Source organism: Paenibacillus sp. lzh-N1 (assembly GCF_002872435.1).
In the GTDB taxonomy this organism is placed as follows: domain Bacteria; phylum Bacillota; class Bacilli; order Paenibacillales; family Paenibacillaceae; genus Paenibacillus; species Paenibacillus polymyxa_C.
Genome location: NZ_CP025696.1, coordinates 20,816 through 44,803, shown reverse-complemented (window position 1 = coordinate 44,803; position 23,988 = coordinate 20,816). Strand labels below are relative to the sequence as shown.

Genomic DNA, 23,988 nt, shown 5'->3' with positions numbered 1-23,988 from the left:
AGTATATTCACGGGGATGTACGATATGTGATGGAACTCGATTTAAATTCTGCCCGTTTGCTTTTATAATGAAAGTAAAAAATGTAAAAAAAGAATGGAGAACCTTGGTTAAGGATGGAGTGTACTCTGAAAGATTAGGCTACCAGTTTCATCTTACCTTTCATAACGTGAAAGTGACTTTAGGGAGGAAAATATGTTGTCTCCATTAGGAAGAACGACGGGGAATAATAAAAAGAACAGAGGTAGGGGGCCACAAAGCAGCAATTCTCTCGGTATTGTAGAATCGCTGCTTTGTGTTTGATGGCTGCATTGACCACATAATCAATAATGACTTCTCCTTTTTTTAGGAGAAGGTAGAATCTCATCTGGCTTAAAGCAGCGGAGAGGATAGAGCAATGGTGGGAAAGCCAAAGTGGTCGCCTTTGTGCACCAATTTCTACCCCATCCACAAAAGTCGAACTACAGCCATACTCACAATACCGACAAGCACAGTAGCCAGCAAATTTTTACTCCACAAAGCGGTCACCAGCGTAGGAAGGACCGCTATAAGCACTTGCCCATTAAGAGTGACCGAGATTTCGGTTCGTACGAGCAGATTTTCCATGACCAGTGCCGTGAAAATGCAAATGGGGATGTAGGACAGCCACTGCAACACGGGTTTGGGTAGCGTCAGTTTTTGCAGCACGACAAAGGGAATGATCCTTGGGATGGCTGTGACAATCATCGCACCGATAATGATATATAGCACATTGGGATTAATATTCATTTGTCGGTTAACACTCCAATCGTTGCGGTGATCATGGTCGCTACAATGACGGCGATATGTGATGGCACCCACCAGGATAAAAGGTACATTAGAACGGCCATACATAGCACAAGCAGCAGGCGATGCTTGAGTTTGGAGGTCTGGACACTTTGGAGCTGGGAAATGAGCAGGGCTAGAAACATTGCAGGTAAGGCAAAGTCCAGACCAAAAGCTTCCGGCTGGGAAATCCAATTCCCGAGCACTCCACCAGCCACACAGGAGGCAATCCAAGCGAGATAAGCTGTAATATTAAGTCCGTTCATCCAGCGGTCACTGACCTGCCCGCCTTTAGCCAATTTATCCGACGCTACTCCAAAGGATTCATCCGTTAAAAGGATACCAATGCCTATGTTTTTCCACAGTGAATATTTAGAAAAGTAAGGAGCCAATGACGCACTTAACAGCAGGTGGCGGGCATTCACAATAAATGTCGTTAAAATAATGACAGATGGAGGACTGGCTGCAGCCAGCATCGAGCACATAATAAACTGGGAGGCGCCTGCGTATACAAGCGCTGACATCAGACCAATTTCCATGGTGCTAACCCCTGATGAAGCGCCCACAATGCCTGCCGCGAATCCAATACATACATAACCAAGCAGTGTAGGAATACAATCTTTAACCCCTTGTAAAAAGCTGAGTGAATCGCGCTTTGTTCCACTCAACTCCGAAGCTATGGACATTTCAACCTTACCCCCAGTGTATAAATTTTATAATAGTATATAACGGAAGTTGCAAAGCATCAATATATTATACGTTTGTATGTTATATTGAATATCTCCTATAGCGAACACGTAGTCTTATTGTACACTTTCGGCCACACTCTTCTAATCAGAAACAGTCTAATAAAGTAGACTACAGGAGAATTGCCTTGAGCCCTTCAAAATGGCAAACGGACAAAAGCTGATGAGTAGTCAAAGCAGCTCGGATGTGTTCATACAAGGACTGTTTTGACTGAGCGGGGAGTTCGTAAAAAAAGGGCGCCCCAGTCAGTTCATGACTTATGGGACAACCCTAAAGTGGTGGCTTATATAAGCTCCTGCCGTTTTTTCAGATATCCGTAGAGAATAATTCCCGAGACCGCGCAGATGGCTGCGCATAGGCCAATAACTCCATATCCCGCCTGAAGCCCGCGCAGTATGCCAAGCTCAGTGGTTGCACCGTAGACTATCTTGACCCCTTCGATTACCCAGCCGATCACATAGTTGCCAATGACACTACCTATGCCCATCAGCGTGACGACGAACGTAATAGCTGTATCACTGTCCTTAGGATATCTCCGTGCAATGAACGCCATCACGGTCGGATAGATCATTGCAATGCCTGCACCCGATGCGGCAAAGAGAAACGCCAGTCTCTCCCCACCTGCGATTGCTGCGAACGTACATATCGCTGAGAAGGCGGAGAATAAAATCGTCGAAAGCACAAACCCCATTCGGTCTGTGAGCGGACCAAGCAACAGGCGCCCCAACGAGAAGGTAAGAAAGAACGCGGAGAGCATGCTGGACGCCTTTACTGTACTCCATGAATACGCTTTCTCTAAAAAGTTAACTAGCCAGCCTCCAACTGCGAGCTCGGAGACTACTCCAAACGACAGGATCATTACCATCATCCAGAGTGCCGGATCGCGGGTTAGGGTCTTGAGTGAGGTCCGTTCCTCATGCTGCAGATCGTCTCCCGGGAAGGTGCTGAGCAGCGCGGCCACAATCGGCAGCAGACAGAGCGACAACATAGCCAGATACATCCCTCGCCAGTCCAGCGTATGTCCAAATACCGTCAGTGACATGACTCCCGTCGCCAGCAAAGGGGCGACTGTTGAGCTAAGCCCATAGAAAAAGTGGGACAAATTCATCATCGTGCCGGTATTTTTTACAAAAATCCTCGCCCCCAAAATTGCGAGTGCAATCTCCAGCATGCCGTTCCCGATATACATCAAGAAGTAGGACGAGGCGAAGAATGGATACGTCTGCGACAGATAAATGAACACTCCCGAGATGATCATGGAAGCAAAGGAAATAATGCTGACCGCCTTGATTCCCCACTTACGGACAAGGACGGCGGTGAACGAGCAGGCAATCAAATACCCAAGTGCGTTTAGAGACAACAATGTTCCGAGCTGCTGTTCATCCAGATTGAAGTCGAATTGAATGCGTGGAATGGCAGGGCCTTTAATATTTTCCGAGATACCAAATACAATAAAGCCAATAAAAATTGTCGCCAGCTGCATCGTGTACATGTGGCGGGACTTGCGGGTTTGCGGATTCAAATTTAGTCCCTCCTAGATAGTTAACGTTGATTTTCTCACCTGTTGGGTGTTCAGGGACGGAAAAGACATAGGATAGCAACCCCTTTCAAGATATTACAATAGTTTTGAAAAACATTTTAATAAGTGAAGTTTAAGGACATTTATATTCAATGTCAATGTTTTAATTGACATGTTGAAGTAAACGAGGAACCTGACCATAATAGAGTAAATTGTAGCATGTCTACTTCCCGTTTAAGCTTTTATATATACCTTGATCGGCTACACTTAATCTAATGTGGATAATAAATCGTGTATTCTAAATTGCAAAAGATAAGTGATATTTTACAATACAGTCTATATACAGCGGGTACTTTTGTGTATTCTTCATATATAGACTTTTGGATATGAGGAGGTATAATTCGGTGGATTCAATGCAATATATTATTGGTTCTAATTTGGCTCAAATCAGGAAGACTAGAGGACTTAGTTTGGATAAGGTGGCTGAACTGACAGGGGTTAGCAAAGGGATGTTGGCTCAAATTGAGAAGGGGAGATCCAATCCTACGGTAACCACGCTTTGGAAGATTGCGAACGGCTTGCACGTATCCTTCTCGACCTTTCTTAAAGAAGACCCGCCGCAAATCACGAAGATTCGGAGAGCAGATTTGCATCCAGTTATTGATGAGGGCGGTAACTATTTTGTTTACCCTGTCTTCCCGTATCACTCGGAAAAGAAGTTCGAGGTATTCACGGTAAGTCTGAAGCCAGGCTTTACACACAAGGCAGAAGAGCATCTGGGAGAGGAAACGATTCTCATGATCCGTGGGGAAATGTACTTTGAAATGCAGGGGCAACAGCTCAAACTGAGTGCAGGGGACGCCGTACAATTTCAAGGATCTAATTTTCATACCTATCGTAATGATTCGGATGAGGATGCCGATTTTTATGTATTGATTTATTATGCGGATTAGTGGGATGATTAACATAGTCTACAACAGACTTCGACACAGGATTCTACAAAATCCTGAGATATAAAAAGAGAGCAACGAGGAAAAGAGAGGAAAGAACCCATGGAAAGCAAGTACATCCGAGAAACCTACTGCTTTAAGACGTCCCGAGTATTTCCCAATGATATCAACAATCATAACACGCTCTTCGGAGGCCGATTGATGTCGTATATCGACGATATCGCATCTATTGCTGCCGCCAAGCTGTGCCGTACGAACACAGTTACAGCCTCTACAGATTCGGTGGATTTTTTGCTGCCTATCCACCCGAGCGATTCTGTCACGCTGGAAGCGTTCGTAACTTGGACAGGCCGCAGCTCGATGGAGGTATTCGTAAAAGTGATTCGCGAAGGATTAATGACAGGCGACCGCAAAATTGCAGCCACCGCCTTCCTGACCTTTGTGGCATTGGACGAGAACAATCGTAAAGTGACCGTCCCACAGGTGATTCCGGAAACAGAGGAGCAAATACAATTACACCAGACAGCTCCATCGCGCGCAGCCATACGGCGTCAGCGGAGGGAAGAAAGCAAGCAACTGGCCAGTTTTCTGACGACAGATTTTCCGTGGGAAGTGTAGTGTACTAGACATCACCCATCTTACGTTTTTGCGTAAAAAGGAGCCGTTTTTCCGTTACGATCACTAAGATCTGTTCGGATGACGGCTCCTTTTGGTAAGGATTTGAGCTATTCCACTTTAACTACACGGAAATGCTGATTCGTCCCGCCATTATCGCCCCATTGAATGGCTTTGGCTCCATCGCCAGTGGCGCCTTCGGAAATGTCGATCAGCTTGCCAGTTGCCCGATTTTTCAGCTTGTAATAGCCCCCGGTTACGGATACGAGCTGCCAATGCTGGCTGGACCAGCCTCCATCATTCCACTGTTCGATCACTGCGCCGTCCGCTGTAGCACCGCTTTCAACACCAATCAGCTTCCCGCTGTTCCGATTCACAATTTTATAGTATCCGCCGCCTGCATCCTTAAGCTGCCATTGCTGGCTTGGTGCTCCGGAATTCGCACGCTGCTCTAGATCTGCTCCGTCTATCGTCGCATTGCCAATGATGCCTAGCGGCTTGTTGCTCTTGCGACTTACCAGCTGATAATAAGCATCCGGGTCGATGACCATCGGCGTAGTTATGCCCTCAACCACACCACTGGCGGTATCAACGTTAATGCTGTCGAACCAATCCATGGCCAATGAAGTTGCAGTTGGAAAACGCAGTGGCAACCACACATATTGCGAATCCTGCACAGGACCGCTCCACGCCCCAGCCCAACGGTCGCCCAAATACAGATATGAGGTCGTCTGCGTACCTTCAACAGGAATGACGTAGGCCGACTGTGAACCGTAAGTCGTCCCGTCCCCGAAGTTCATCGTATTGCTCCAGGTTCCTTCAATGCTGGACGCAGTAGCATACTTGGCCTGATTGGGATTCCAGCCAGTTGCCCCGGATGTAATCAGGAAGTAGACGTCTCCTTTTTTGAACATCGCCGGCGCTTCACGATATTGTCCTGGCCAGAGTGTAGTTACCAGCGATTCAACTTGAAGAAAATCCGGTGTTAGACGATAAATGTTCAGATCCGCGTTTACACGGGTAGCCGATATCAGGTATGCAGTACCGTTATCGTTGTATACAGTCATATCACGTGAATCATAATCCAGCGGACGGAAGCTGCCCTGATACGTATAATCGCCGTCTACGGTATCAGATGAGGCAACTGCCACTCGGGCTTCGTTGTAATTAATCCCGTTTTCCTTGTGCATCCATAATACGTATTTGCGTGTTTTTTCATTATAAATTACTTTCGGACGTTCAATATTCGATACATTCAGCTCTACGGCCGAGCTGCTGGTCAGCACGTTTTTACGAAACTCCCAGTTTTTTAAATCCGAGGAACGATAAGCGGATACCGCCTTGAACGTTCCATTCGGATTACGGTTTTCACCAAACCAATAATAATAACCGTCCACTTTGATCATTCCGCCCCCATGGGCATGGACCACGTTTCCATCTGTATCTTTAAACTGAATTCCATTTACTACATTCGCTGAAGTAGCTGAAGCAATCTTAGGTGAGAACATCTGAAAAATGCTTAACGAAAGCAAAATAGTGAGCATAATACACAGCAAGCGGGCAAAATCATATTTCATCGTTTCGTCCTCCTCTGTATGTGTTATTTTAAAGCGCTTTCATTAGTAAATTCTATAGAAGTAGCTTTGAAGAGCTGCCTATCCCAATTGTATCCATATTGAATTGAAAGTGCTAGAGTAGTATATTGACCATGTATATGGCAAGCGTCATCCAAATTTGACAGACTTCAATCGAATAGTGAGTGTACAAACGTATTATATTCATTAGGATATACGGGAGGCGACCATGGAAATATACGCGATTGATACGAGCAAGCCAGAGGCTGAGAATCATTACGAATTACTGGTAAATCGGGTTTCGCTGGCAAAACAGCACAAGTTGGATCGTTTTTTACATCGGGAAGACGCTTTGAGGGGGTTATACGCTGATGTGTTGTTAAGATGGTTGGCTTGTCGACAATTAAAAATACCGAATGCCAGCCTTCAGTTTACATACAATGCTTTTGGCAAGCCCTCCTTGTTGAATGCGCCGGCATTTCATTTTAATGTTTCCCATTCGGGAAAATGGGTAGTATGCGCTATCGATGATCATCCGCTTGGTATTGACATTGAACAGCTCCGTCCTATTGATTTTGAAGTAGGCAGGGTGTGCTTCTCGGACACAGAGTATGATGCATTAATGCATCAGGATGCAGAGAGTCGTTTATCCTATTTTTACGATCTTTGGACGCTTAAGGAAAGTTTTGTGAAGGCCGAAGGACAGGGGCTAACGCTTCCGTTAAAGTCTTTTTCATTCGAGTTGGAAACACAACCGTCTATAGGTTTCACGACAGAGGGCTTTACTACGGAGTATTGTCATTTTAAGCAGTATGAGCTAGACCCAGATTATAAAATGGCTGTCTGTGCAGCTCATGATGACTTTGCACAGGTGGTACAGCAGGTAGATATAAATACACTACGTTTGGAAGTAGCAACCCTGGCGTAATATGCAGCAGATCAAGCGTATAGTTGGAAAAAAGGAGATGAGTGGCGTTGACATTCGTTTTGTTCAAGCACGGCAGGTTATATGGGGACTGGGCTACCAAAGGAGACTCCATCGTTGTACAGCATGGCCGCATACAGGCCATTGGAAATGCTCGGGAGCTTGAATTGCAGTTATCTGGTAAGGAGTATGAAACCGTGGATTGGGAGGGAGCCCATGTACTGCCGGGCTTAACCGATGCCCATATGCATTTGTCTATGCATGGTATGAAGCTATCTATGCTGGATTTAACATCAGCTACTTCCAAGGACGAAATGCTGGCTATGCTGCGCAAGCGGGTCGCTGTAACACCGCCAGGTGAGTGGATTTTAGGTCTTAATTGGAACGAAAATGCGTTTATTCCTGTTGAAATTCCGAATATAGCTGAGCTAGATGCTATTACAGATCAGCACCCGGTATATCTGACCCGTACGTGTTTTCATACGTTTTTAGCCAATTCAGAGGCATTTCGGCGTGCAGGTATTAACGAGAACACCCCTAATCCGGCTTCAGGAGCCTATGGACGGGACGCAGAGGGTCGATTAAATGGATTAATTTATGAGGAAGCATCCTTTGCCTTTACAAGCGTGCAGCCAGAGCCGGATTATTCGGTGAAGAAGGATACGATCCGGCGAGCTTGTCTGGATGCGCTACGGCTGGGGCTGACTGCTGTGCATACGGAGGATTTACGTTTTTTGGGCAGCGTGGAGACAATGCAGCGAATTTACAGAGAGCTGAGAGAAGAAGGTCTTGCATTTCGCACACACCAGCTCATCTATCATCCATTTATGGAAGAAGTGAAAGTACAGGAGCTGCGTGCAGGTACCGGAAATGAGTGGTTCAAAATCGGTGCGATTAAAATGTTTGCTGATGGCGCTATTGGTGGAAGAACGGCTTTATTATCCAAACCTTATAGTGATGCTCCACATACGTGTGGAATGGCCATCCAACCACAGCCAGAGCTAAATCAGATGGTGGCAGCAGCCAGAGCCGCAGGCTTTCCAGTGGCTGTACATGCCATCGGAGATGAAGCGGCGCATATGATTTTGACAGCGATGGAGGCTCATGGACCAACGAAGGAAAGCGGGTTGCCGGATCGTCTGATACATGGGCAGGTGCTAAGGGCTGATTTGGTCAAAAGAATGGCGAAGCTGCCACTGATTGCGGACATCCAGCCTCGTTTTGTCGCCAGTGACTTTCCCTGGGTGCTGGATCGAGTTGGGAAAGAACGGAGCGAATATTTGTATGCCTGGAAAAAGCTGCTGCAAGCAGGCATTCCGTGCGCTGGAGGCAGTGATGCGCCGATTGAGCCATTAAACCCATTTCTGGGTATACATGCGGCAGTGACTCGCGCCAAGCCGGAAGAAATGCATGAAGGTTATCTTCCAGCTGAGAAGCTGGATGTTCACGAAGCCCTTCATCTGTTTACTATGGGAAGCGCAGTAGCCGCTGGGGAAGCTAATGAAAGAGGGACAATCGCTGAAGGCAAAGCTGCTGACTTTACCGTTATTGACCGCGATGTATCGGAAAGTCACCAGGCTTTACTGGATGTTAAGGTACGGATGACCGTTGTGAACGGGCAAGTTGCATATCGGTCGTAGGCTGGTGATACGTATGTATGGCAAAAGCCTTCAACTTCACTTTTTACGTGAGGTTGAAGGTTTTTAACTTTTACAAGCCACGCTGTATAAAGCGGTCCGCATTTTTCACACTGGACCACAGATCAGAGCTTGCGCCGCCTGAATACCAGTAGGCGAAGCCGGCAAATCCTTCATCCTGGCCCAGGCGGTACTTACGAGTAAAGGATCGCCCTTCTTCCAGCCATAGCTTATGAAGCTGAGTATCTTTGTATGATACGGTATACTGCTGAATATCCTCGTTCCAGATCGGTTTGGAAGAGATACGGGATACTAGCTGATTTTGCTGGTCTAATGAAATATCAGAGGAAGCGATTGACTGTCCGCTAGCGTTAAGTGTCCAATTCCGTGTAAATAAGGGCAATGCCAAAATCGCTTTCTCCGGATCGGTGGTTTGTACAAAGCGCCGCACGCTTTCACGCAGCCATGGCAGTGAGGACACGGAGCCGGGGATCGAGCTCCCTCCCCAATGCTCGTCATATCCCATCAGGATGAGATAGTCTGCCGCAGCGCCAAGCTTTTGATAATCAAAAGCGGCAGTCCAGTCCGTTCCGTAATCAGGAGATACACAAAGCGCCAGTACCGCATTTTGACTTTTCAACTTAGCCTTTAATTGTTGGACGAACAATGTAAGGTAGGCACGATCCTGACCATCTACATTTTCAAAATCAATGACAAGCCCGTCCAAACCATGTACAGACACAGCATTGGCAAGTTGAGTTATGGTTGTAGCCCGTAGAACCTCACTGGACAGAATTTGGTGCGTTAGCGCCAGATTGGAGCGGTTGCCTACCATAGCCCAGATTTTTTTTTGATGCTGTTTGGACCAGGTAAGCAGCGAAGAATTGGTGTAATCGCTGATACTGCCTGTTTCGTTCAGAAAAAACCAGCGTGGTGACAGGGTGTTGATGTTGGATTGAAGCACCGTATTTTCAAACTGCTGAACGGTTTGGTCATATTGCCAGCCTAATCGAATGGAAGAAGTAGTGGAAGCAGCTTGGCGAGCATGCTGTGCTGAATACGTTAGCAGCCGCTCCAATAATACCGCTGTTTCTTCACGAGTGAGAGAAGATGCCGGGCGAAAATAGTTGTTTTCACCTTTCATAAAGCCGTAACGATTCACGGTGGTTACCCCTTCAAGAGCCCAATCTGCAATTTCGTCACGATCTGTGAAAGAGGATGTGGTGCCGCCTGATCCGCCCGAAGAGCGGATGAGACGTGCAATCATTAAGGCTGCTTCTTGTCGGGTTATAGGACTATTGGGTCGAAATGTAGCGGAAGAACCTCCCTGTACGATATCAAGCTGCGAAGCCGCCTCAATCCAACCGTAGTACCACGCCTGTTTGGGAACATCCCGATAGGAGGAAACAACTGCTTGTACAGGTTCTAGCCCGAGTGTACGGTCCAATGCGGTAACCCATTCAGCTCTGGTAACAGCCTTTTTAGGAGAAAAGTAACCAGGTTGTGTACCATTCAAAATTCCTTTAGCATGCAGGGAAATAATAGACTGATAGGCGTAGCTGTGTGCAATATCCCGAAAAGCTACGCCGGATGCTGCTGCCGGGGCAGCTAAGTATGAAGTGAATGTTGTGAATATTGTAATGGCTGTAGTTGCCGATAGAGTAAACCTGGTTAGCCAACGCGATCGTTTGGAACTCATCCCCAATAACCTTCTTTTTATGATAGATTGTAAGTGTATATATTGTTACTCGACGAATAATACTATCAAAAAGAGGAAAGTTATTCATTGCTAAATTGCTGGAAAAATACCAAAAAACCCGCTACCAATGGGTAACAGGTTTGATATTGGATAAACTATGCTTTTTTGCTATACATAATACCGATCGTTTGTGGACCACAATGACTGGATATAACACAGCCTGCTGTTGTTAGCAGTACCTCTTGTGCGTTTGTTTCCTCTTTCAGACGTGCTTGCAGCATCAGCGCATCTTCCTCAGCCAAAGCGTGCACGACAATAATCATATCGTTATCCATCGAATCCCGATGGTTCAGGGCATTTTGCAGCATTTGTTCCAGTGCTTTTTCACGTTTGCCGCGAACCTTGTAGGCGGGCGTCATTTTTCCGTCAATCACTTTGATTACCGGACGAATTTTGAGCAGACTGCCGATCAGGTTTTGCATGCCTGAGCATCTTCCGCCTTTATATAGGTATTCGAGTGTATCAATCACAAATTCCGTGTCGATTAGCGGTCTGGTTGCCGTCAACATGTCTACAATCTGCTCTATCGTACTACCGTTTGCTGCCGCGCGAGCAGCTTTCATCACAAGCAGGCCAAAACCGCACGACAAATTTAGGGAATCAAAAACCGTAATGCGACCTTCTGGAAATTCGGAGGCAGCGAGCAGCGCATTCTGGTATGTCGATGATAGCTCGGAGGACAGACTGATATATAAAATGTCATCTCCTTGTTCTATGTAGGGCGTAAAGGCTTGAATAAAATCTGCCGGAGAAGGTGCGGCGGTACGAGGTAAGCTTCCCTCGCGGCTGACACGCTGAAATAATTGTTCCGGGTGAATGTTCACCCCATCTTGCAATGCTTCATCACCAAATACTGTATACAATGGTACAATGCTAATCTCGTACTGTTGACGCCAGTGGGCAGGAACATCACTGGTACTGTCTGCAAAAATTTTAATTTTGTTCATACATTAAATCCTCTCTGTGAGATGCAGAAAAATCATAAAGACTGCACAGAGGAAGGATAAATATCCGCTGTGCTATTCGGAATCGAAAGACCGATGGCAAGTAGTGCAATAAAACCTACAATAATGAGTGCATTAATGATTAATCCAGTAATAGCAAAGGTTTTTTTGCGGTTTTTTAACGCAATGCCGATGATCCCGACCACAAGTCCGCTACAATTGAGCAGCAGGCTGGCTAAAAAAATAAAGGGAATCAGCATCGTTCCGGTTTGCTGCAAAACGACTTCCGGGTTCATTGTTTGGTATTGGCTGAAATGAGCCATCAGATTAATGACCATAATAGCCAAGATAATATATCCGATCAGACTGACGAGCGACATAATAAAAGAGGCAATTCCGGGACCGGAATGCTTGAGCTTGACCGGAGGCTGAAACACAGGAGCTTCTGAAAAAACAGGGTGCTCCTCAGACGCAGCAGGCTTTTGCAAATTAGGATCTTGGTAACTCATTTTTTCAACTCCTTGAACATAGTCCGAACAGGTACTAATTTTCCACAAAATAAACAAAAAAGCAAGCCACTTTACATATTACCCTCCAATAGACAGGGCTTAATCATCGAATTTCGTATGTGGTTTGTTTACACACACTGGCTGGTAAACTTCATGCTGTTCCGATAAAATAAGAAGAACATTCGGGTAAAAGGAACAGTGAAAAGGAGTAAAAAAAACATGCAACGAAGATGGATAATGGTAGGATCTATAATGATGATGTTGGCGGTAGCCATTGGAGCCTTCGGAGCGCATATTGTAAAAGCACGGATCGACGCGGATGCATTGGCTATATATGAAACCGGTGTGAAATACCATATGATTCACGCTGTCGGTTTGCTGATCATTGCATTGGCTGCCGGACAATGGGGCCCTTCGACCCGCTTAAGATGGGCCGCGCGGCTGTTGTTCACGGGTATCATTTTGTTTTCCGGCAGTCTGTATGTGCTAAGTTTAACCGGAATCCGTGTGCTGGGTGCGATCACCCCATTAGGGGGCGTATGTTTTATTGCAGGATGGATATTCCTGGCATGGGCTGCTGCTGGTCTAAAGAAAGAGGCTTAGAAAACTTACCGGTCCATACTAAAAAAGAGAATCGTGAGGAAAGACGCAATGTTTTTCCACCGATTCTCTTTTTTCATGCTTAGTTGTTTTAGTGAGATGTTACACTTATGATGTGATTTCGTCAATCTCATTCATTTTAAAGGAGTATACTTGCTTCTCATCGACATGATACACACTCAGCAGGTTATTATCATGGTCCAGGTTGAGTATGCGGCAAGGAATGCTGCGCTGTCCTCCATAGCGGTTCACAATTAACCGTACAAGCGTATTATCATGTATATAGCGTTTGATCCATTCGTACGTACTAAGGTCTTGTTGTATTGCAGGCTTTGGCTGTACGTGGGATTGTTTAATCTCTTGAACAACGGGTGTCTTGTTCGGAATTGCGGCTGCTTTCTTTTTGGAGAATCTTTCCGCAAGCGTAGCGGCTGCATCAGATGGGCTATTAACAGCCGACTGTTTTTTTAGATATAATGCAGCTTCAATTAAATTGCCAAGTTCGATACCAGATTGAATCCGACTATCCGCAATTTGTTCGTTTTGGCTCAAGAGATTAAGCAGGAACTGAAGGGCCTCTACGTTCGAACGACCTTTAACTAATACATCAACATTAAATAAATAACTGGTTTCGTCTTGATTTGATTCCTTTTTCATACATCCTCCAGCCCAAGCCCTGGGTAATTAGTCTTTTGTAGTATCTATCAATATATCATTAAAATGTAATCTGTCATAGGGCCTAGGGCCCTGTTATTGGATATTAACAAAAATTAGCTCTATATAAAGACCTATGCGTTACATTTTCTCTGAAAACACAGGAAATATACATTCTGGCATGTGTACATGAACAAGGGTTGTATATGAGAAGATTAATAGAGCCAAAGTATGCATATACCGAGAATAAGCGAGGTGGGGAATGAAATCAAGTAATTTAAATTTAAAATATTTTACAAAAAAATATAACGTAACATGTCTGTAAAAAGGATCTCATCCGCTCAGAAGAAAAATGAAAATCCCCCTTAACGAAAGGGAGATTTGGCATAGCGAAAATAGGGTATTATAGTAAGCGAAATTAAAACGGACTTTAATTTCCGATTAAAATGGGATTCGTTGTGAGTTCATATGATAGTCATGTTCGACTGCCCAACTCACAAGACCACTCCAGAAATTTTCACAGACTGAAATGATCTTTGTTGGTTCCGCTAAATCTCCGGACATAACCAACTTAACTAGATGATCAAATCCCTCTGGACGACCTGGCAGTTCCAGTGCTTCTGGTAGAACCATTGAGCCCGTTGAGAAAAGCTTCTGATTGTGTAACCCAACTAACATAGCCCCATATTGGGCAAACTGCATGATCAAGTACGGCAAGTAAGTACGAGGGCCATTTATACTGACATTTCTAAGCTTTCCAATAAACTCATACATTTCACCTACAAGCACTTCGTTGATGGCATGCCTGAAATCTTCCTTTGTTGGGGATTCGGCAGCTTCCTTTAATATAGAAAAAAAGTCTTTAGGATCATACAGACGAAGTGGGGAAAAGAAGGGTCCATGTGTTAACGGCCAGTCGCCCTCAACAGTAGAGGCGGTTTTCAGAAGAATGTCTGAACTACAGACGTTCACCTCAGCTTTCCAGGGACCCGCCGACCATTCATGGCTAAAATCTACAGGAGCGTTGGATTCACTTAATACACAAAAAATTTCAATATCTGAGAAAGGGCCGTCCGTACCTTTGGCAACAGATCCATAGACCCCTATAGCCAAAATTTTGTCTCTATATACCTCATGCAACCTAGCAGCTATTTCGTGGCAAGTCTGAAATCTCTCAATTCGAGAAATGTGAGTAGGTCCATTCATGTTCATTAGTGATTCTCCCTCCGATTTATTGGGGTGAGTTGAAACTAACACATGGATGGAGGAGAACGGGCTTAACGAGGGACATTTTTTCGATGCATTTCAATTCCTCCCAAGGGATTTTCATACGGACGAAGAGACTTGTCCAATCTACCGATTCGCCATTCAGCGAGGGTTTAATTTTATCTGTGAGCCCTTGCCGCCCGTCTGGATTCCAGTTTCCTTTACGCCGACTTCCTTCAGATCACCCAGTAGACGCTCCAGCACCGCTTTGGCGACAGGTGCTTCTTTTGCGCCTGACGCCTTAACGACCAACTGTACCGGCTTACCAGAACGAAGCTGTTTGTCCGCCTGACGCAGCTTCGTGTCGTAATCATGATCCTCAATGTGAGCGGTGAAGCGGAGCTCCTTGACCTTTTCTTTGCCGCTGTTTCCTGCGGCTCGTCCGTTGTTTGTTTTGCTTGCTGCGGCTTTTTTTTGCGCAAGCGCTTTTCCTTTACCTTTTGCAACCAAACTGCATGGTGGTGGACTACTCATCAGTGAGGTGCAGACCAGATCCACTCCTTTGGATCGGGCCATAGCCAAGGCTTCTGACTTGGAAACAACGCCGAGGTTCTCCCCTGAGAGTCCAGTGAGCACCACCTCATCAGCTTTAATTTGCTCGTTGATTAATACTGCCACTTCAATGTAGCCTCCCTTAAAACAATGATAAAGCTATCATATACGGAACCTGTGTGCGATTCAATTGAACTTCGATATATCCTTATTGACAAAAATCACTAACCCCTATACTCTTTTACTGATAATGATTATCATTTTCCGATGCATATACATACAGGGGTGATTGAGAGAAATGAAAAAGATGTTGAATGGCCTATTGTTATTTGTAGTTTTCGCGATTGTATTGGCAGGTTGCGGTTCGGCTGATAGCTCAAAGACGGAAGGTGCTGCAGGATCTAAGCAGACATCTACAGCGGCTGGTCCAGTTACGGTTAAGGACGACCATGGAGAAGTCAAGCTGGACAAGCCAGCGGAACGTGTCGTTGTACTCGAATGGACGTTTACCGAAGATCTGATTGCCCTTGGCGTACAGCCGGTCGGCAATGCGGACAATGAAAACTACAAGCTGTGGGTAACACCGGAGGCGAAGCTGGCTGATACCGTAACGGATATCGGCACACGGGGCGAACCCAATCTCGAAGCGATTGCGGCGCTCAAGCCAGATCTTATTATCTCTAACGCCGATAACAATGCAGCGATCTATGCACAGCTTAAGGGAATTGCAACAACGATAGAGTTCGATCCTTACAAGGGGAACGGCTATGATTACGATCGTATGGTTGAAATTTTTAAGCAAGTTGCTGTGGCTACCGGTAAAACGGAACAGGCTGATAAAGTCTTAAGTGAACTTGACCAGCACTATGTAGAGGCAAAGGCTACATTGGAAAAAGCGGGCAAAGCAGACTTTCACTATGCACTGACACAAGCCTTTACATCTCAAAATGCTGCCAGTCTGCGAATGTTCAAAGAAAATTCGGTTGTAGTGGGAACACTTGCGAAAATCGGTATGGTGAATGACTGGAAGTCGGACCAGACTGAGAAGTACGGATTTAGTACCGTTGGAATCGAAGCTCTTCCAGCTATCCAGGACAGTAATTTTATCTACATTACGCAAAAGACGGACGATATATTTGGCGCCGCGATGAAGAACAACACGGTATGGAACGGACTGAACTTTGTTAAAGAGAAACGGACCTACCCGCTAGACGGCACAACATGGACATTCGGTGGCCCAATCTCATCCAAAGTACTGGTTGATCAAGTAGTCGGAGCTCTGACGAAATGACCCGAACGGACACAACGGGTTTATCGAAGACTTGGCGTATAGGAAGCATCTTTGGGGGCGGTTTGCTCGTCCTCATCGTGCTTTTTTTTGTAAGCTTGTGTTATGGGGAGGCTTCGATCCCGCTGCATACAGTCATCGAGGCGTTGACCCAGCGTCAGGATACGCTTGAGCATAACATGGTGTGGGATCTTCGGATGCCGCGTACGGTTATTGGAATCCTGGCTGGCGGCGCACTGGCTATTGCCGGTGCTTTGCTTCAGGCCATCACCAAAAATCCACTGGCGGCTTCTGATACCCTAGGGATAAACGCTGGTGCCTACTTTGTGGTCGTACTTGGTGCAGTGATGTTTCCTGGCTTGCTGCACCAGGCGCCATTTCTATTTGCCGCCGCTGGCGGGCTGTTGGCAGCGGTGCTAGCTTATTTTATGGGTGGAGGAAGAGCAGGAACTCCGATTCGGTTGGCGCTTGCCGGTCTGATCGTATCCATGGTTCTTGGTTCATTTACCGGAGCGTTGCATATCTTTTATTCATTTGAAACACAGGGGCTGTTTCTCTGGGGGGCGGGCTCACTGGTGCAAAATGATTGGAGTGGGACGACTTACGCTTGGCCTTGGGTAGTAGGACTCTCGGTTATTGCTGTTATGCTGTCAAGGCAGTTTGATGTGCTTGACCTGGATGAGTCCACATCCACATCCCTTGGACAAAAGGTTAGCTTAACCCGGGCGGTGGGAATTGTGCTGGCGGTTCTGCTATCGACCATTACAGTCAGCGTCATTGGTCCCATCGGATTTGTAGGTTTGGTGGCTCCGCATTTGGTTCGCTTAAGCGGGCTGAAAATGCATCGTTGGGTACTGCCCGGTTCCTTCCTATGGGGGGCACTGCTGTTGATAGGCGCAGACGTGCTGGCGAAAATGGTTCACAAATCAAGTATGGATTTGCCAACCGGAGCGGTCATGGCCTTGATCGGGGCACCTTGGTTGATTTGGCTGATTTTGTGGAAGATGAAGCTGCCTTCCGGTATCGGTGGACAGTCTTCAATGAACATAGGTGTACGCTCTCGGAAATTACCGTTTGGCAGACTGGTTACAATATTTGCTTGCTGTGCCGTGCTGTTAACGGTATTCAGTCTAATGTTTGGAGGCATGCGCATTCCGGTGGGGGATCTGCTGTCTGGCCTGTTTGGCGGGGAGAACGCGAATTCGGCTTTGCTACAATTTAGAATACCACGCACGTTGGTGGCAGCCGGGGCTGGTATCGCGCTTGCGGTCAGCGGCGTCTTGATCCAACTAGCGGTTCGTAATCCTTTGGCGGATGCCTCAATCATCGGGGTTTCTTCGGGGGCTGGTTTCGGCGCGCTTGCAGTGATTATCGTGTGGCCTGGGCTGCCTATTTATATGTTGCCCATCGCGGCAATTGCCGGAGCGACGGTATCGGCAGCGGTAATCTTCTTTTTATCGTGGAACAAGCAACTCAATCCGTCTGTGGTCATCCTGCTTGGTATTGCCGTATCTGCCATCGGATCAGCCGGTATTCAGGTGTTGATCATCCAAGGTTCACTTTGGGGTAGCACAGGCTATATCTGGCTGACTGGTAGTACCTACGCTCGAAACTGGGGGCAGGTGGCGACCATTCTGGCCTTTCTGCTCGTGTTGTTGCCAGTAGCGTGGTGGCTGGCTCGTCGTTTCGATCTTTTGGTATTTGACGATAGCAGTGCCATGGGTCTGGGACTTCCGGTGCGTCGCACCCGGCTGCTGGCGATGGTAGTGGGTGTGCTGCTGGCAGGTGGAGCAGTAGCCTGTGTGGGTACAATTGGCTTCATCGGGCTAATTGCTCCGCATATTGTGCGTACGTTGATCGGGCACCATGTACGCCGTTCCATTGTTCTGTCGAGCATCTTGGGAGCGGTCATGCTGGTGCTGGCGGATACGATTGGACGGACCGTGCTTGCACCGACCGAAATTCCTTCTGGGTTGCTGATTGCATTGATTGGTGCACCGTATTTTCTGTACTTGATGTACCGCTCGAATAAGAGTAAATCTGTGTAGTTGAGATGACACAAACAGGCTGTTTCCAAGCGGATTCTCCGTGAGGAAGCAGCCTTTATTATATTTTATTATGTAATCATCTGAATTAAATATTTACAAATCTAATAAAGTAGATATAATGTGATGTATGGAACCGTCATTGATTTATAAAGCTTTGTCCAACGAGACTCGTCGTCTAATTATGCAGTGGTTAAAAAAACCGGAAGATTATTTTGATGAACAGGCTTATTTAAAGCAAGGGCTTAATTTTCAAATTGGTGTATGCGTGGGAGATATTCAGGCCAAATCGGGACTGGCACAGTCTGTAATTTCAAGTTATTTATTAACGATGCAAAAATCCGGTTTGTTAGAGTCTGAGCGAGTAGGAAAGTGGACGTACTATCGTCGGAATGAAAAAACAATACAGGAATTTGCCGAGTACATCCAAAAAGAACTATAAACAGAAAGGAGTTTTTTTTCACATAACATATCTACAAATCTATATATATAATTAATTGGAGGCTTATACTTAATATGAAAAAGGTTAACCCGTTACTTATTATCATTCTAGCTTTGGGCGTGTTCGGCATTATTACAACGGAAATGGGGACTATAGGTGTTCTTCCCCAAGTCACTCAAAAATTCAATGTGTCAGCTTCCCAGGCTGGTTGGCTCGTCAGTATATTTTCTTTAGTTGTTGCTATCTCAGGCCCGTTTTTGACCTTACTCGTTTCTGGCATGAATCGTAAAGTTATTCTATTAATAGCTGTATTCAGTTTTGTTATTTCAAATATTGTCTATGCCTATACTACTCATTTTGAGGTCATGCTCATTTTTCGTGTTCTCCCTGCTATATTTCACCCTGTCTTTTTTTCAGTTGCCCTCGTGACCGCATCTCATCTTGTCCCCCCTGAAAAGAGCAGTAAAGCCGTCACCAAGGTTTTCGCCGGGATTACAGTAGGATTTGCTTTTGGTGTGCCCTTGACTTCTTATCTTGCTGAGAAGATAGCGTTAGAAGCTGCTTTCTGGTTTGGAGCTGTCGTAAGCATGATTGCATTTGTAGGAATTCTCATATGGCTTCCTTCTCTACCTGTCCAGCAAAAGATGTCTTATGGCAAACAGCTTGGTATATTACGCAAGCCTCAATTATGGTTCAATATTGTGTCTGTTATTTTTATCTTTGCGGCTATGTTTTCAGTGTATAGCTACTTTGCTGAATATCTTGGAGAATTAACTCTTATGAACGGATCATGGATCAGCATGATGCTGATGGTCTTTGGAATCGTTATGATTTTTGGGAACTTTTTATTTGGAGGGTTATTACATAAAAATCTGATCAAGACCGTCATCATGTTCCCGTTGCTATATATGGTCGTTTACGTATTCACTTATGCTCTGGGTACATCTTTCCTAGCGATGATTGTAGTTGTGCTCATTTGGGGAGCTGTGCATTCAGGAGGGCTTATTATTAGCCAAACATGGTTAACCACTGAAGCGAAAGAAGCTCCAGAGTTCGGTAACAGCCTGTTTGTCTCATTTTCTAATCTGGGTATTACGATAGGATCTGCTATAGGCGGATGGTTTATCTCTCATTTGGGAATACACCAGCTCATCTGGAGCGGAATGATGTTTGCGCTGCTGGCATTCTTATCTATGATTATAAAAATAAAATTGTTCAATTCAAATGCAACGGAAGTGAACGTGCGTTAAAATATGGAGAGACATTAGAAGATACTTTACAAGATGACCATAAAATGATGCATGGGGTGATGTTGATTGCATTTCGTATGGACTTCGATCTTAATGACCTTTGTAATCGTCAGTGGGATCTTGGCGTTGCTCATCTGGGGAGTGATATCCTTGATTAAGCGCTTTCGTTAATCGTAATGAAGGAGTAGACATCTCTAAGTGTTAGAATTTATATTATCTATGGGGAGGAATCTGATGGATATTCGAATGTATGATGATCTGGAAGCTCAATTGGAAGAAACGGTTTGGGCTCTTGGAGAGGAAGCAGCTCTTACACTCCCGTTAGATAGCAACTTGGCCGAGGAAAAGGCACAGAAGGCTTGGGACCTCATCCCCGAACCTAAGCATACATGGGGCATTACAAGTGTAACTTTGCATCAGTATGTTCAAATTCTCAATTATAACAGCCATATGCAGCGATCAGTAGAGCTTTTAAATGAGGAAATTATAGATTTGGAAAGTGCGGGGTATCGGATTATACATGCAGGGCCTTACATTCAAATGGCGGAAACGCTTCTTCTGCAGAGCAAGCCTGTATTAGCTCATGAATATCTCAAGAAAGCATACTCGATTGGGAGGGCAAGAGCATTTCGGGATCAACCCAAGCTTTATCTCGAAATGGCAAAAAGTAAAGTTCTGGATGAACAGGCTATATTACTTCGTTTTAAGGCGTTGGATGTAAATGCCAAACTTTTGAGCGAATTAAAAGATAGTCAATAACCAATAGAATGATCCAATACAGCCTAAATCGATATGCTAATTTGGATATGTACAGGTTATCTTTTATCTATGAGGGAGGACGATCGTATGAAATTAAAAGCAGTGCTCTTGGACACACGCAGCTTCGAAGCGATGAAAGCTTTTTACGGCTCTCTCCTGGATTTGCAGGTTGTAGAGGAGGGCCCTTCGCGGTTGTCGTTTCAAGTAGGGGAATCGGTGCTTGCTTTTCAGGAATCCTCCCACATGGAAAATGAATTTTATCATATTGCCTTTACGATCCCAACAAATAAATTCATAGAAGCAAAACAGTGGGCCATCGACCGGGGGATTACATTGATTGCAAGATCCCAAGAAGACGAGTTTTTTTTCGAAAACTGGAATGCCACGGCGTTTTACTTCTATGATCCGGATCATAACCTCATTGAATTCATTGCTCACCATACACTCGATAATGCAGTTACTGAAGCTTTCGGTCCCCACTCCCTACTTCGTATAAGCGAGATTGGTCTTCCAGTTGATGATGTTCCAGAGGTATCCAAAATAATCACCGAAACGTTCCAATTTAATTCATGGGGAGGGGCTGGACAGAAATTCGCACCGCTAGGGGATGTGGAAGGTTCCTTTATTGTCACAGACAAGCAACGCCCCTGGTTTCCTGATGATAGGCTTCCGGCTGTGTTCGGCATCCGTGTCTTGTTTGAAGGTACATGTTCTGCCCGTCTTTCGTTTCACAAGGGGTTGTATGAATTGAGATCAATCTAAGTTAAGGCTTTATCTCATCGCCATCACTCCCGGATTTCTGGAATAAATCAAGAAGTGGGAAAATTCGGGGATAACAATACATACAGGAGAGAATAGATGAATATTAGATGGCTTAAACCAAATGAAAATTGTCCGTTAGAGCTCTTGCTACTAGCTGATCCTTCGCGCCAAATTGTTGAGGAATATTTGAAAAGAGGGCAGTGTTATGTAGCAGAAATTGAGCATCAAATTGTGGGAGTCTATGTTCTTTTACCTACAAGACCCGAAACAATTGAGGTGGTGAATATTGCAGTAGCGGAAGTCATGCATGGTAAAGGGATTGGGAGACAATTAGTAACCCATGCCATTGAAACAGCCCGGTCACAAGGCTATAAAACGTTAGAAATTGGTACAGGAAACTCTAGCATTGGACAATTAGCTCTCTACCAAAAATGTGGTTTCAGAATTGTGGGTGTAGATCTAGATTTCTTTGTCAGACATAACTATCTAGAAGAAATTTATGAGAATGGCATACAGTGTAGAGATATGATTCGTATGTCTCAGGATTTATAGAGCTTAATTTTCTTTGCAAACCCTTCAAAGGTATCTTAAGTAAGGTTCTGAAAGGTATATGATATTGTGCCAAAAGATGGTACAATAAATTGCGGAAAGGCTATACAATCATTGGATTGCAATAGTCCTTTTTTAATGAGTTGATATCCTAATAAGTTCCTGATAAGGGGTGGTTACTTTGTACAACACAACAACCACGATACTCACAGAGATAGCAAAACATATGAGAGATCATGATTTAATCCTAAGTGATTTAGCTAGAGCAGCCGAAATGAATCCGGGCACCATGAGCAGTATTATTAATGGGAACCGCACACTTTCAGTGGATCAGTTAGATCGAATTACACAAGCGATGGGCTACCCCGTTGGTTACTACTATGAACGCTATGTGTCTGAGTATTTAGCAGAGGCTAATCCGAACTGGCGTCGGATGAGTCCTTTCATACATAATTGTGCGAGACTCCATAAATTGGACTGCATTCATGATGTGGTTAATTTATTGATGGATAAACTAGGCTATTCAGAATCTTTATTTGAGCTTGCCGAAGAACTTTTTAGAGAAGGGCTTTACGAAGCGGCAACTATTCTATATGAGAATGTGGCTCTAAGTGAGAAAAAGCAATATTCAGAACGTCTGGCTATGTGTCAGTACCGTTTGTTCCATACAAGGCAAGGAGATAATCAAGAGAAAAACTATGAAGCAGCCGTTCAATTTGAAATATACGTTGATCGACTGGATGAGATAGAACAGTTAGATGCCTTAAAAGATCTGGCGAATACATACCGTTCATTACGAAAATGGGACAAAGTAGAATTATTCGCTAAAGCTCTGGGAGACAAGGCCAAAATTCAATATAACATGGAGCAACAACGTCATCCTTCCAAAAAAGAAAATGCAAAGAAACCAAGCTTTCCTCTGTTTGCTTATTGGGCTTTTTCTCATTTACTTCGTGCACAAGCATATGACGAGAGAAAAGACTATGAAAAGGGACTTTATCATATCAAAAAATATGCTGATTTAAGCTGGGTTTTGGATACAGATGAAGAAACATTGAAATGGAAAAATAAATATGAGGATTGGGCGGTAGTAAATACTTATGTAAATAAGCTTCTTTCAGGCGAAGAGAGCGTACTTCCGGAGTATGTAGCTTATATTTCTTCAAGAAAAGATGAAGTTCTTCCCGCACTTGATAATATCTTCGAGGCGGCTAATCGATACCAATTTGATGTAGATGATATTTTAGAGCAATTCAAGGAGGAAATTTCATCTTATTTAGAACAACAAAAAATCGAAGGCTTTTATACTCAACGATTCATAACAGAGCGTTTTATACATTTTTCTAAGGAATTATCAGTCTACTTTTTGACTAAAGGAAGATTTTCTGATGGCTTTAAATTTTTATTAAATTGTTTGGAAAAATCTACATTAATCAATAATAAATCATATATAATTAAATGTATGAGGCTTTTTGAGTCTTATCAGGAGCATTCATCATTTGAGACGAAGACAGCTTACAGAAATTTGATTAATGAGGTGGATCGAGATGAAGCGTAAAATAATTCTGACCTTTTTAGCAACCAGCCTTATGTTAGTAGCAATAGTTACTGCCCCTTTACTTTTTCATGATCAAGAACATAGCTATCAACCGAGTCACCATGGCGAAATGTAATTATTCCTAGCAGGAAAAAGATGCTTGATATTTAAAGCACTTAAGAGGTACAGAGTATAAGACCAAATGGATAATGGAACAGGTTAGATGGAATGATCCGTCTAGCCTTTTTTTGCGTGTTTTGCTGTATATAAGCAAAATGAGGAAACCTATTTTTTGTTAAATATATGTAAAAGGGTTTAAAAATATAATTTATACTGTTGTAAACAACGAAGGGTATATGACTTT

General features: G+C 44.6%; 23 protein-coding genes. 13 read left to right on the top strand and 10 right to left on the bottom strand.

What is annotated here, in order from left to right; translation table 11 throughout:
• Positions 1-435: 435 nt before the first annotated feature.
• The 3 genes from C0638_RS00225 to C0638_RS00215 form a co-directional block, all read right to left on the bottom strand.
• The gene (locus tag C0638_RS00225) at positions 436-765 is read right to left on the bottom strand and encodes an AzlD domain-containing protein (protein WP_058711792.1); all 330 of its coding nucleotides are present in this window, start codon (positions 763-765) and stop codon (positions 436-438) included.
• Positions 762-1,487 carry an AzlC family ABC transporter permease gene (locus C0638_RS00220; protein WP_058829278.1) on the bottom strand — a complete coding sequence of 242 codons (726 nt, stop codon included), beginning with the start codon at positions 1,485-1,487 and terminating at the stop codon, positions 762-764. Before C0638_RS00220 ends, C0638_RS00225 begins: the two co-directional genes overlap by 4 nt.
• A 344-nt stretch (positions 1,488-1,831) precedes the next feature.
• Positions 1,832-3,070, bottom strand: a complete 1,239-nt coding sequence (locus C0638_RS00215; protein ID WP_025676411.1) for an MFS transporter — start codon at positions 3,068-3,070, stop codon at positions 1,832-1,834.
• Positions 3,071-3,471: 401 nt separating this feature from the next.
• Between C0638_RS00215 and C0638_RS00210 the strand changes: the two genes are divergently transcribed.
• Both C0638_RS00210 and C0638_RS00205 read left to right on the top strand, forming a co-directional pair.
• Positions 3,472-4,020 (top strand): helix-turn-helix domain-containing protein, encoded by a 549-nt coding sequence (locus C0638_RS00210; RefSeq protein ID WP_102163284.1) that lies wholly within the window; start codon positions 3,472-3,474, stop codon positions 4,018-4,020.
• Positions 4,021-4,119: 99 nt separating this feature from the next.
• Positions 4,120-4,635 carry an acyl-CoA thioesterase gene (locus C0638_RS00205; RefSeq protein ID WP_014599583.1) on the top strand — a complete coding sequence of 172 codons (516 nt, stop codon included), beginning with the start codon at positions 4,120-4,122 and terminating at the stop codon, positions 4,633-4,635.
• A gap of 107 nt (positions 4,636-4,742) precedes the next feature.
• Here C0638_RS00205 and C0638_RS00200 read toward each other — a convergent pair whose 3' ends face one another.
• Positions 4,743-6,209, bottom strand: a complete 1,467-nt coding sequence (locus C0638_RS00200; RefSeq protein ID WP_013370178.1) for an RICIN domain-containing protein — start codon at positions 6,207-6,209, stop codon at positions 4,743-4,745.
• Positions 6,210-6,435: 226 nt separating this feature from the next.
• Here C0638_RS00200 and C0638_RS00195 point away from each other — a divergent pair, with 226 nt between their 5' ends.
• Positions 6,436-7,134, top strand: a complete 699-nt coding sequence (locus C0638_RS00195) for a 4'-phosphopantetheinyl transferase family protein (RefSeq protein ID WP_102163283.1) — start codon at positions 6,436-6,438, stop codon at positions 7,132-7,134.
• A 47-nt stretch (positions 7,135-7,181) separates the two neighbouring features.
• A complete protein-coding gene (locus C0638_RS00190; RefSeq protein ID WP_102163282.1) occupies positions 7,182-8,771 on the top strand; it encodes an amidohydrolase in 1,590 nt (529 codons plus the stop codon).
• Positions 8,772-8,841: 70 nt separating this feature from the next.
• On the opposite strand, the gene C0638_RS00185 is transcribed toward C0638_RS00190, so the two are convergent.
• The 3 genes from C0638_RS00185 to C0638_RS00175 form a co-directional block, all read right to left on the bottom strand.
• The gene (locus tag C0638_RS00185; protein ID WP_102163281.1) at positions 8,842-10,467 is read right to left on the bottom strand and encodes an S-layer homology domain-containing protein; all 1,626 of its coding nucleotides are present in this window, start codon (positions 10,465-10,467) and stop codon (positions 8,842-8,844) included.
• A 155-nt stretch (positions 10,468-10,622) separates the two neighbouring features.
• Complete coding sequence (locus tag C0638_RS00180; protein WP_102163280.1) at positions 10,623-11,474, bottom strand: DegV family protein; 852 nt, start codon at positions 11,472-11,474, stop codon at positions 10,623-10,625.
• Positions 11,475-11,506: 32 nt separating this feature from the next.
• Positions 11,507-11,980: a hypothetical protein gene (locus C0638_RS00175; RefSeq protein ID WP_013370183.1), complete on the bottom strand. Its 474-nt coding sequence runs from the start codon at positions 11,978-11,980 to the stop codon at positions 11,507-11,509.
• Between the two features lie 219 nt (positions 11,981-12,199).
• Between C0638_RS00175 and C0638_RS00170 the strand changes: the two genes are divergently transcribed.
• Positions 12,200-12,583, top strand: a complete 384-nt coding sequence (locus C0638_RS00170; RefSeq protein ID WP_040101759.1) for a DUF423 domain-containing protein — start codon at positions 12,200-12,202, stop codon at positions 12,581-12,583.
• Positions 12,584-12,688: 105 nt separating this feature from the next.
• Here C0638_RS00170 and C0638_RS00165 read toward each other — a convergent pair whose 3' ends face one another.
• From C0638_RS00165 to infC, 3 genes are all read right to left on the bottom strand, one after another.
• Entirely contained in the window at positions 12,689-13,237 is a 549-nt protein-coding gene (locus C0638_RS00165) for a hypothetical protein (protein WP_013370186.1), read from the bottom strand.
• A gap of 438 nt (positions 13,238-13,675) precedes the next feature.
• Positions 13,676-14,446: an ANT(4')-I family aminoglycoside nucleotidyltransferase gene (locus C0638_RS00160; RefSeq protein ID WP_102163279.1), complete on the bottom strand. Its 771-nt coding sequence runs from the start codon at positions 14,444-14,446 to the stop codon at positions 13,676-13,678.
• 156 nt (positions 14,447-14,602) lie between these two features.
• Complete coding sequence (gene infC / locus C0638_RS00155) at positions 14,603-15,118, bottom strand: translation initiation factor IF-3 (RefSeq protein WP_102163278.1); 516 nt, start codon at positions 15,116-15,118, stop codon at positions 14,603-14,605.
• A 172-nt stretch (positions 15,119-15,290) separates the two neighbouring features.
• Between infC and C0638_RS00150 the strand changes: the two genes are divergently transcribed.
• The 8 genes from C0638_RS00150 to C0638_RS00115 all read left to right on the top strand — a co-directional run bounded on the left by C0638_RS00150 (position 15,291) and on the right by C0638_RS00115 (position 23,645).
• Complete coding sequence (locus C0638_RS00150) at positions 15,291-16,283, top strand: ABC transporter substrate-binding protein (protein ID WP_102163277.1); 993 nt, start codon at positions 15,291-15,293, stop codon at positions 16,281-16,283.
• Entirely contained in the window at positions 16,280-18,328 is a 2,049-nt protein-coding gene (locus C0638_RS00145) for an iron ABC transporter permease (protein WP_102163276.1), read from the top strand. The genes C0638_RS00150 and C0638_RS00145 overlap by 4 nt, the downstream gene beginning before the upstream one ends.
• Positions 18,329-18,455: 127 nt before the next feature.
• On the top strand, positions 18,456-18,767 hold the full coding sequence (locus C0638_RS00140) for an ArsR/SmtB family transcription factor (protein ID WP_014599587.1): 312 nt from the start codon (positions 18,456-18,458) through the stop codon (positions 18,765-18,767).
• Between the two features lie 74 nt (positions 18,768-18,841).
• Positions 18,842-20,017, top strand: a complete 1,176-nt coding sequence (locus C0638_RS00135; protein ID WP_102163275.1) for an MFS transporter — start codon at positions 18,842-18,844, stop codon at positions 20,015-20,017.
• Positions 20,018-20,251: 234 nt separating this feature from the next.
• The gene (locus C0638_RS00130; protein ID WP_102163274.1) at positions 20,252-20,776 is read left to right on the top strand and encodes a hypothetical protein; all 525 of its coding nucleotides are present in this window, start codon (positions 20,252-20,254) and stop codon (positions 20,774-20,776) included.
• 87 nt (positions 20,777-20,863) lie between these two features.
• Positions 20,864-21,538 carry a VOC family protein gene (locus tag C0638_RS00125; RefSeq protein WP_102163273.1) on the top strand — a complete coding sequence of 225 codons (675 nt, stop codon included), beginning with the start codon at positions 20,864-20,866 and terminating at the stop codon, positions 21,536-21,538.
• A gap of 96 nt (positions 21,539-21,634) precedes the next feature.
• Positions 21,635-22,090 (top strand): GNAT family N-acetyltransferase, encoded by a 456-nt coding sequence (locus C0638_RS00120; protein WP_102163272.1) that lies wholly within the window; start codon positions 21,635-21,637, stop codon positions 22,088-22,090.
• A 223-nt stretch (positions 22,091-22,313) separates the two neighbouring features.
• Positions 22,314-23,645, top strand: coding sequence for a helix-turn-helix domain-containing protein (locus tag C0638_RS00115; protein WP_102163271.1), 1,332 nt, complete (start codon positions 22,314-22,316; stop codon positions 23,643-23,645).
• Positions 23,646-23,988 lie beyond the last annotated feature (343 nt).

Excerpts from the sequence above, each read along its gene's own strand:
- C0638_RS00145 (WP_102163276.1), top strand. The coding sequence starts at position 16,280 with ATGACCCGAACGGACACAACGGGTTTATCGAAGACTTGGCGTATAGGA.
- C0638_RS00120 (WP_102163272.1), top strand. The coding sequence starts at position 21,635 with ATGAATATTAGATGGCTTAAACCAAATGAAAATTGTCCGTTAGAGCTC.
- C0638_RS00125 (WP_102163273.1), top strand. The coding sequence starts at position 20,864 with ATGAAATTAAAAGCAGTGCTCTTGGACACACGCAGCTTCGAAGCGATG.
- C0638_RS00205 (WP_014599583.1), top strand. The coding sequence starts at position 4,120 with ATGGAAAGCAAGTACATCCGAGAAACCTACTGCTTTAAGACGTCCCGA.
- C0638_RS00170 (WP_040101759.1), top strand. The coding sequence starts at position 12,200 with ATGCAACGAAGATGGATAATGGTAGGATCTATAATGATGATGTTGGCG.
- C0638_RS00130 (WP_102163274.1), top strand. The coding sequence starts at position 20,252 with ATGGATATTCGAATGTATGATGATCTGGAAGCTCAATTGGAAGAAACG.
- C0638_RS00185 (WP_102163281.1), bottom strand. The coding sequence starts at position 10,467 with ATGAGTTCCAAACGATCGCGTTGGCTAACCAGGTTTACTCTATCGGCA.
- C0638_RS00195 (WP_102163283.1), top strand. The coding sequence starts at position 6,436 with ATGGAAATATACGCGATTGATACGAGCAAGCCAGAGGCTGAGAATCAT.
- C0638_RS00135 (WP_102163275.1), top strand. The coding sequence starts at position 18,842 with ATGAAAAAGGTTAACCCGTTACTTATTATCATTCTAGCTTTGGGCGTG.
- C0638_RS00150 (WP_102163277.1), top strand. The coding sequence starts at position 15,291 with ATGAAAAAGATGTTGAATGGCCTATTGTTATTTGTAGTTTTCGCGATT.
- C0638_RS00175 (WP_013370183.1), bottom strand. The coding sequence starts at position 11,980 with ATGAGTTACCAAGATCCTAATTTGCAAAAGCCTGCTGCGTCTGAGGAG.
- C0638_RS00180 (WP_102163280.1), bottom strand. The coding sequence starts at position 11,474 with ATGAACAAAATTAAAATTTTTGCAGACAGTACCAGTGATGTTCCTGCC.
- C0638_RS00165 (WP_013370186.1), bottom strand. The coding sequence starts at position 13,237 with ATGAAAAAGGAATCAAATCAAGACGAAACCAGTTATTTATTTAATGTT.
- C0638_RS00200 (WP_013370178.1), bottom strand. The coding sequence starts at position 6,209 with ATGAAATATGATTTTGCCCGCTTGCTGTGTATTATGCTCACTATTTTG.
- C0638_RS00115 (WP_102163271.1), top strand. The coding sequence starts at position 22,314 with ATGAGAGATCATGATTTAATCCTAAGTGATTTAGCTAGAGCAGCCGAA.
- C0638_RS00160 (WP_102163279.1), bottom strand. The coding sequence starts at position 14,446 with ATGAACATGAATGGACCTACTCACATTTCTCGAATTGAGAGATTTCAG.
- C0638_RS00140 (WP_014599587.1), top strand. The coding sequence starts at position 18,456 with ATGGAACCGTCATTGATTTATAAAGCTTTGTCCAACGAGACTCGTCGT.
- C0638_RS00220 (WP_058829278.1), bottom strand. The coding sequence starts at position 1,487 with ATGTCCATAGCTTCGGAGTTGAGTGGAACAAAGCGCGATTCACTCAGC.
- C0638_RS00225 (WP_058711792.1), bottom strand. The coding sequence starts at position 765 with ATGAATATTAATCCCAATGTGCTATATATCATTATCGGTGCGATGATT.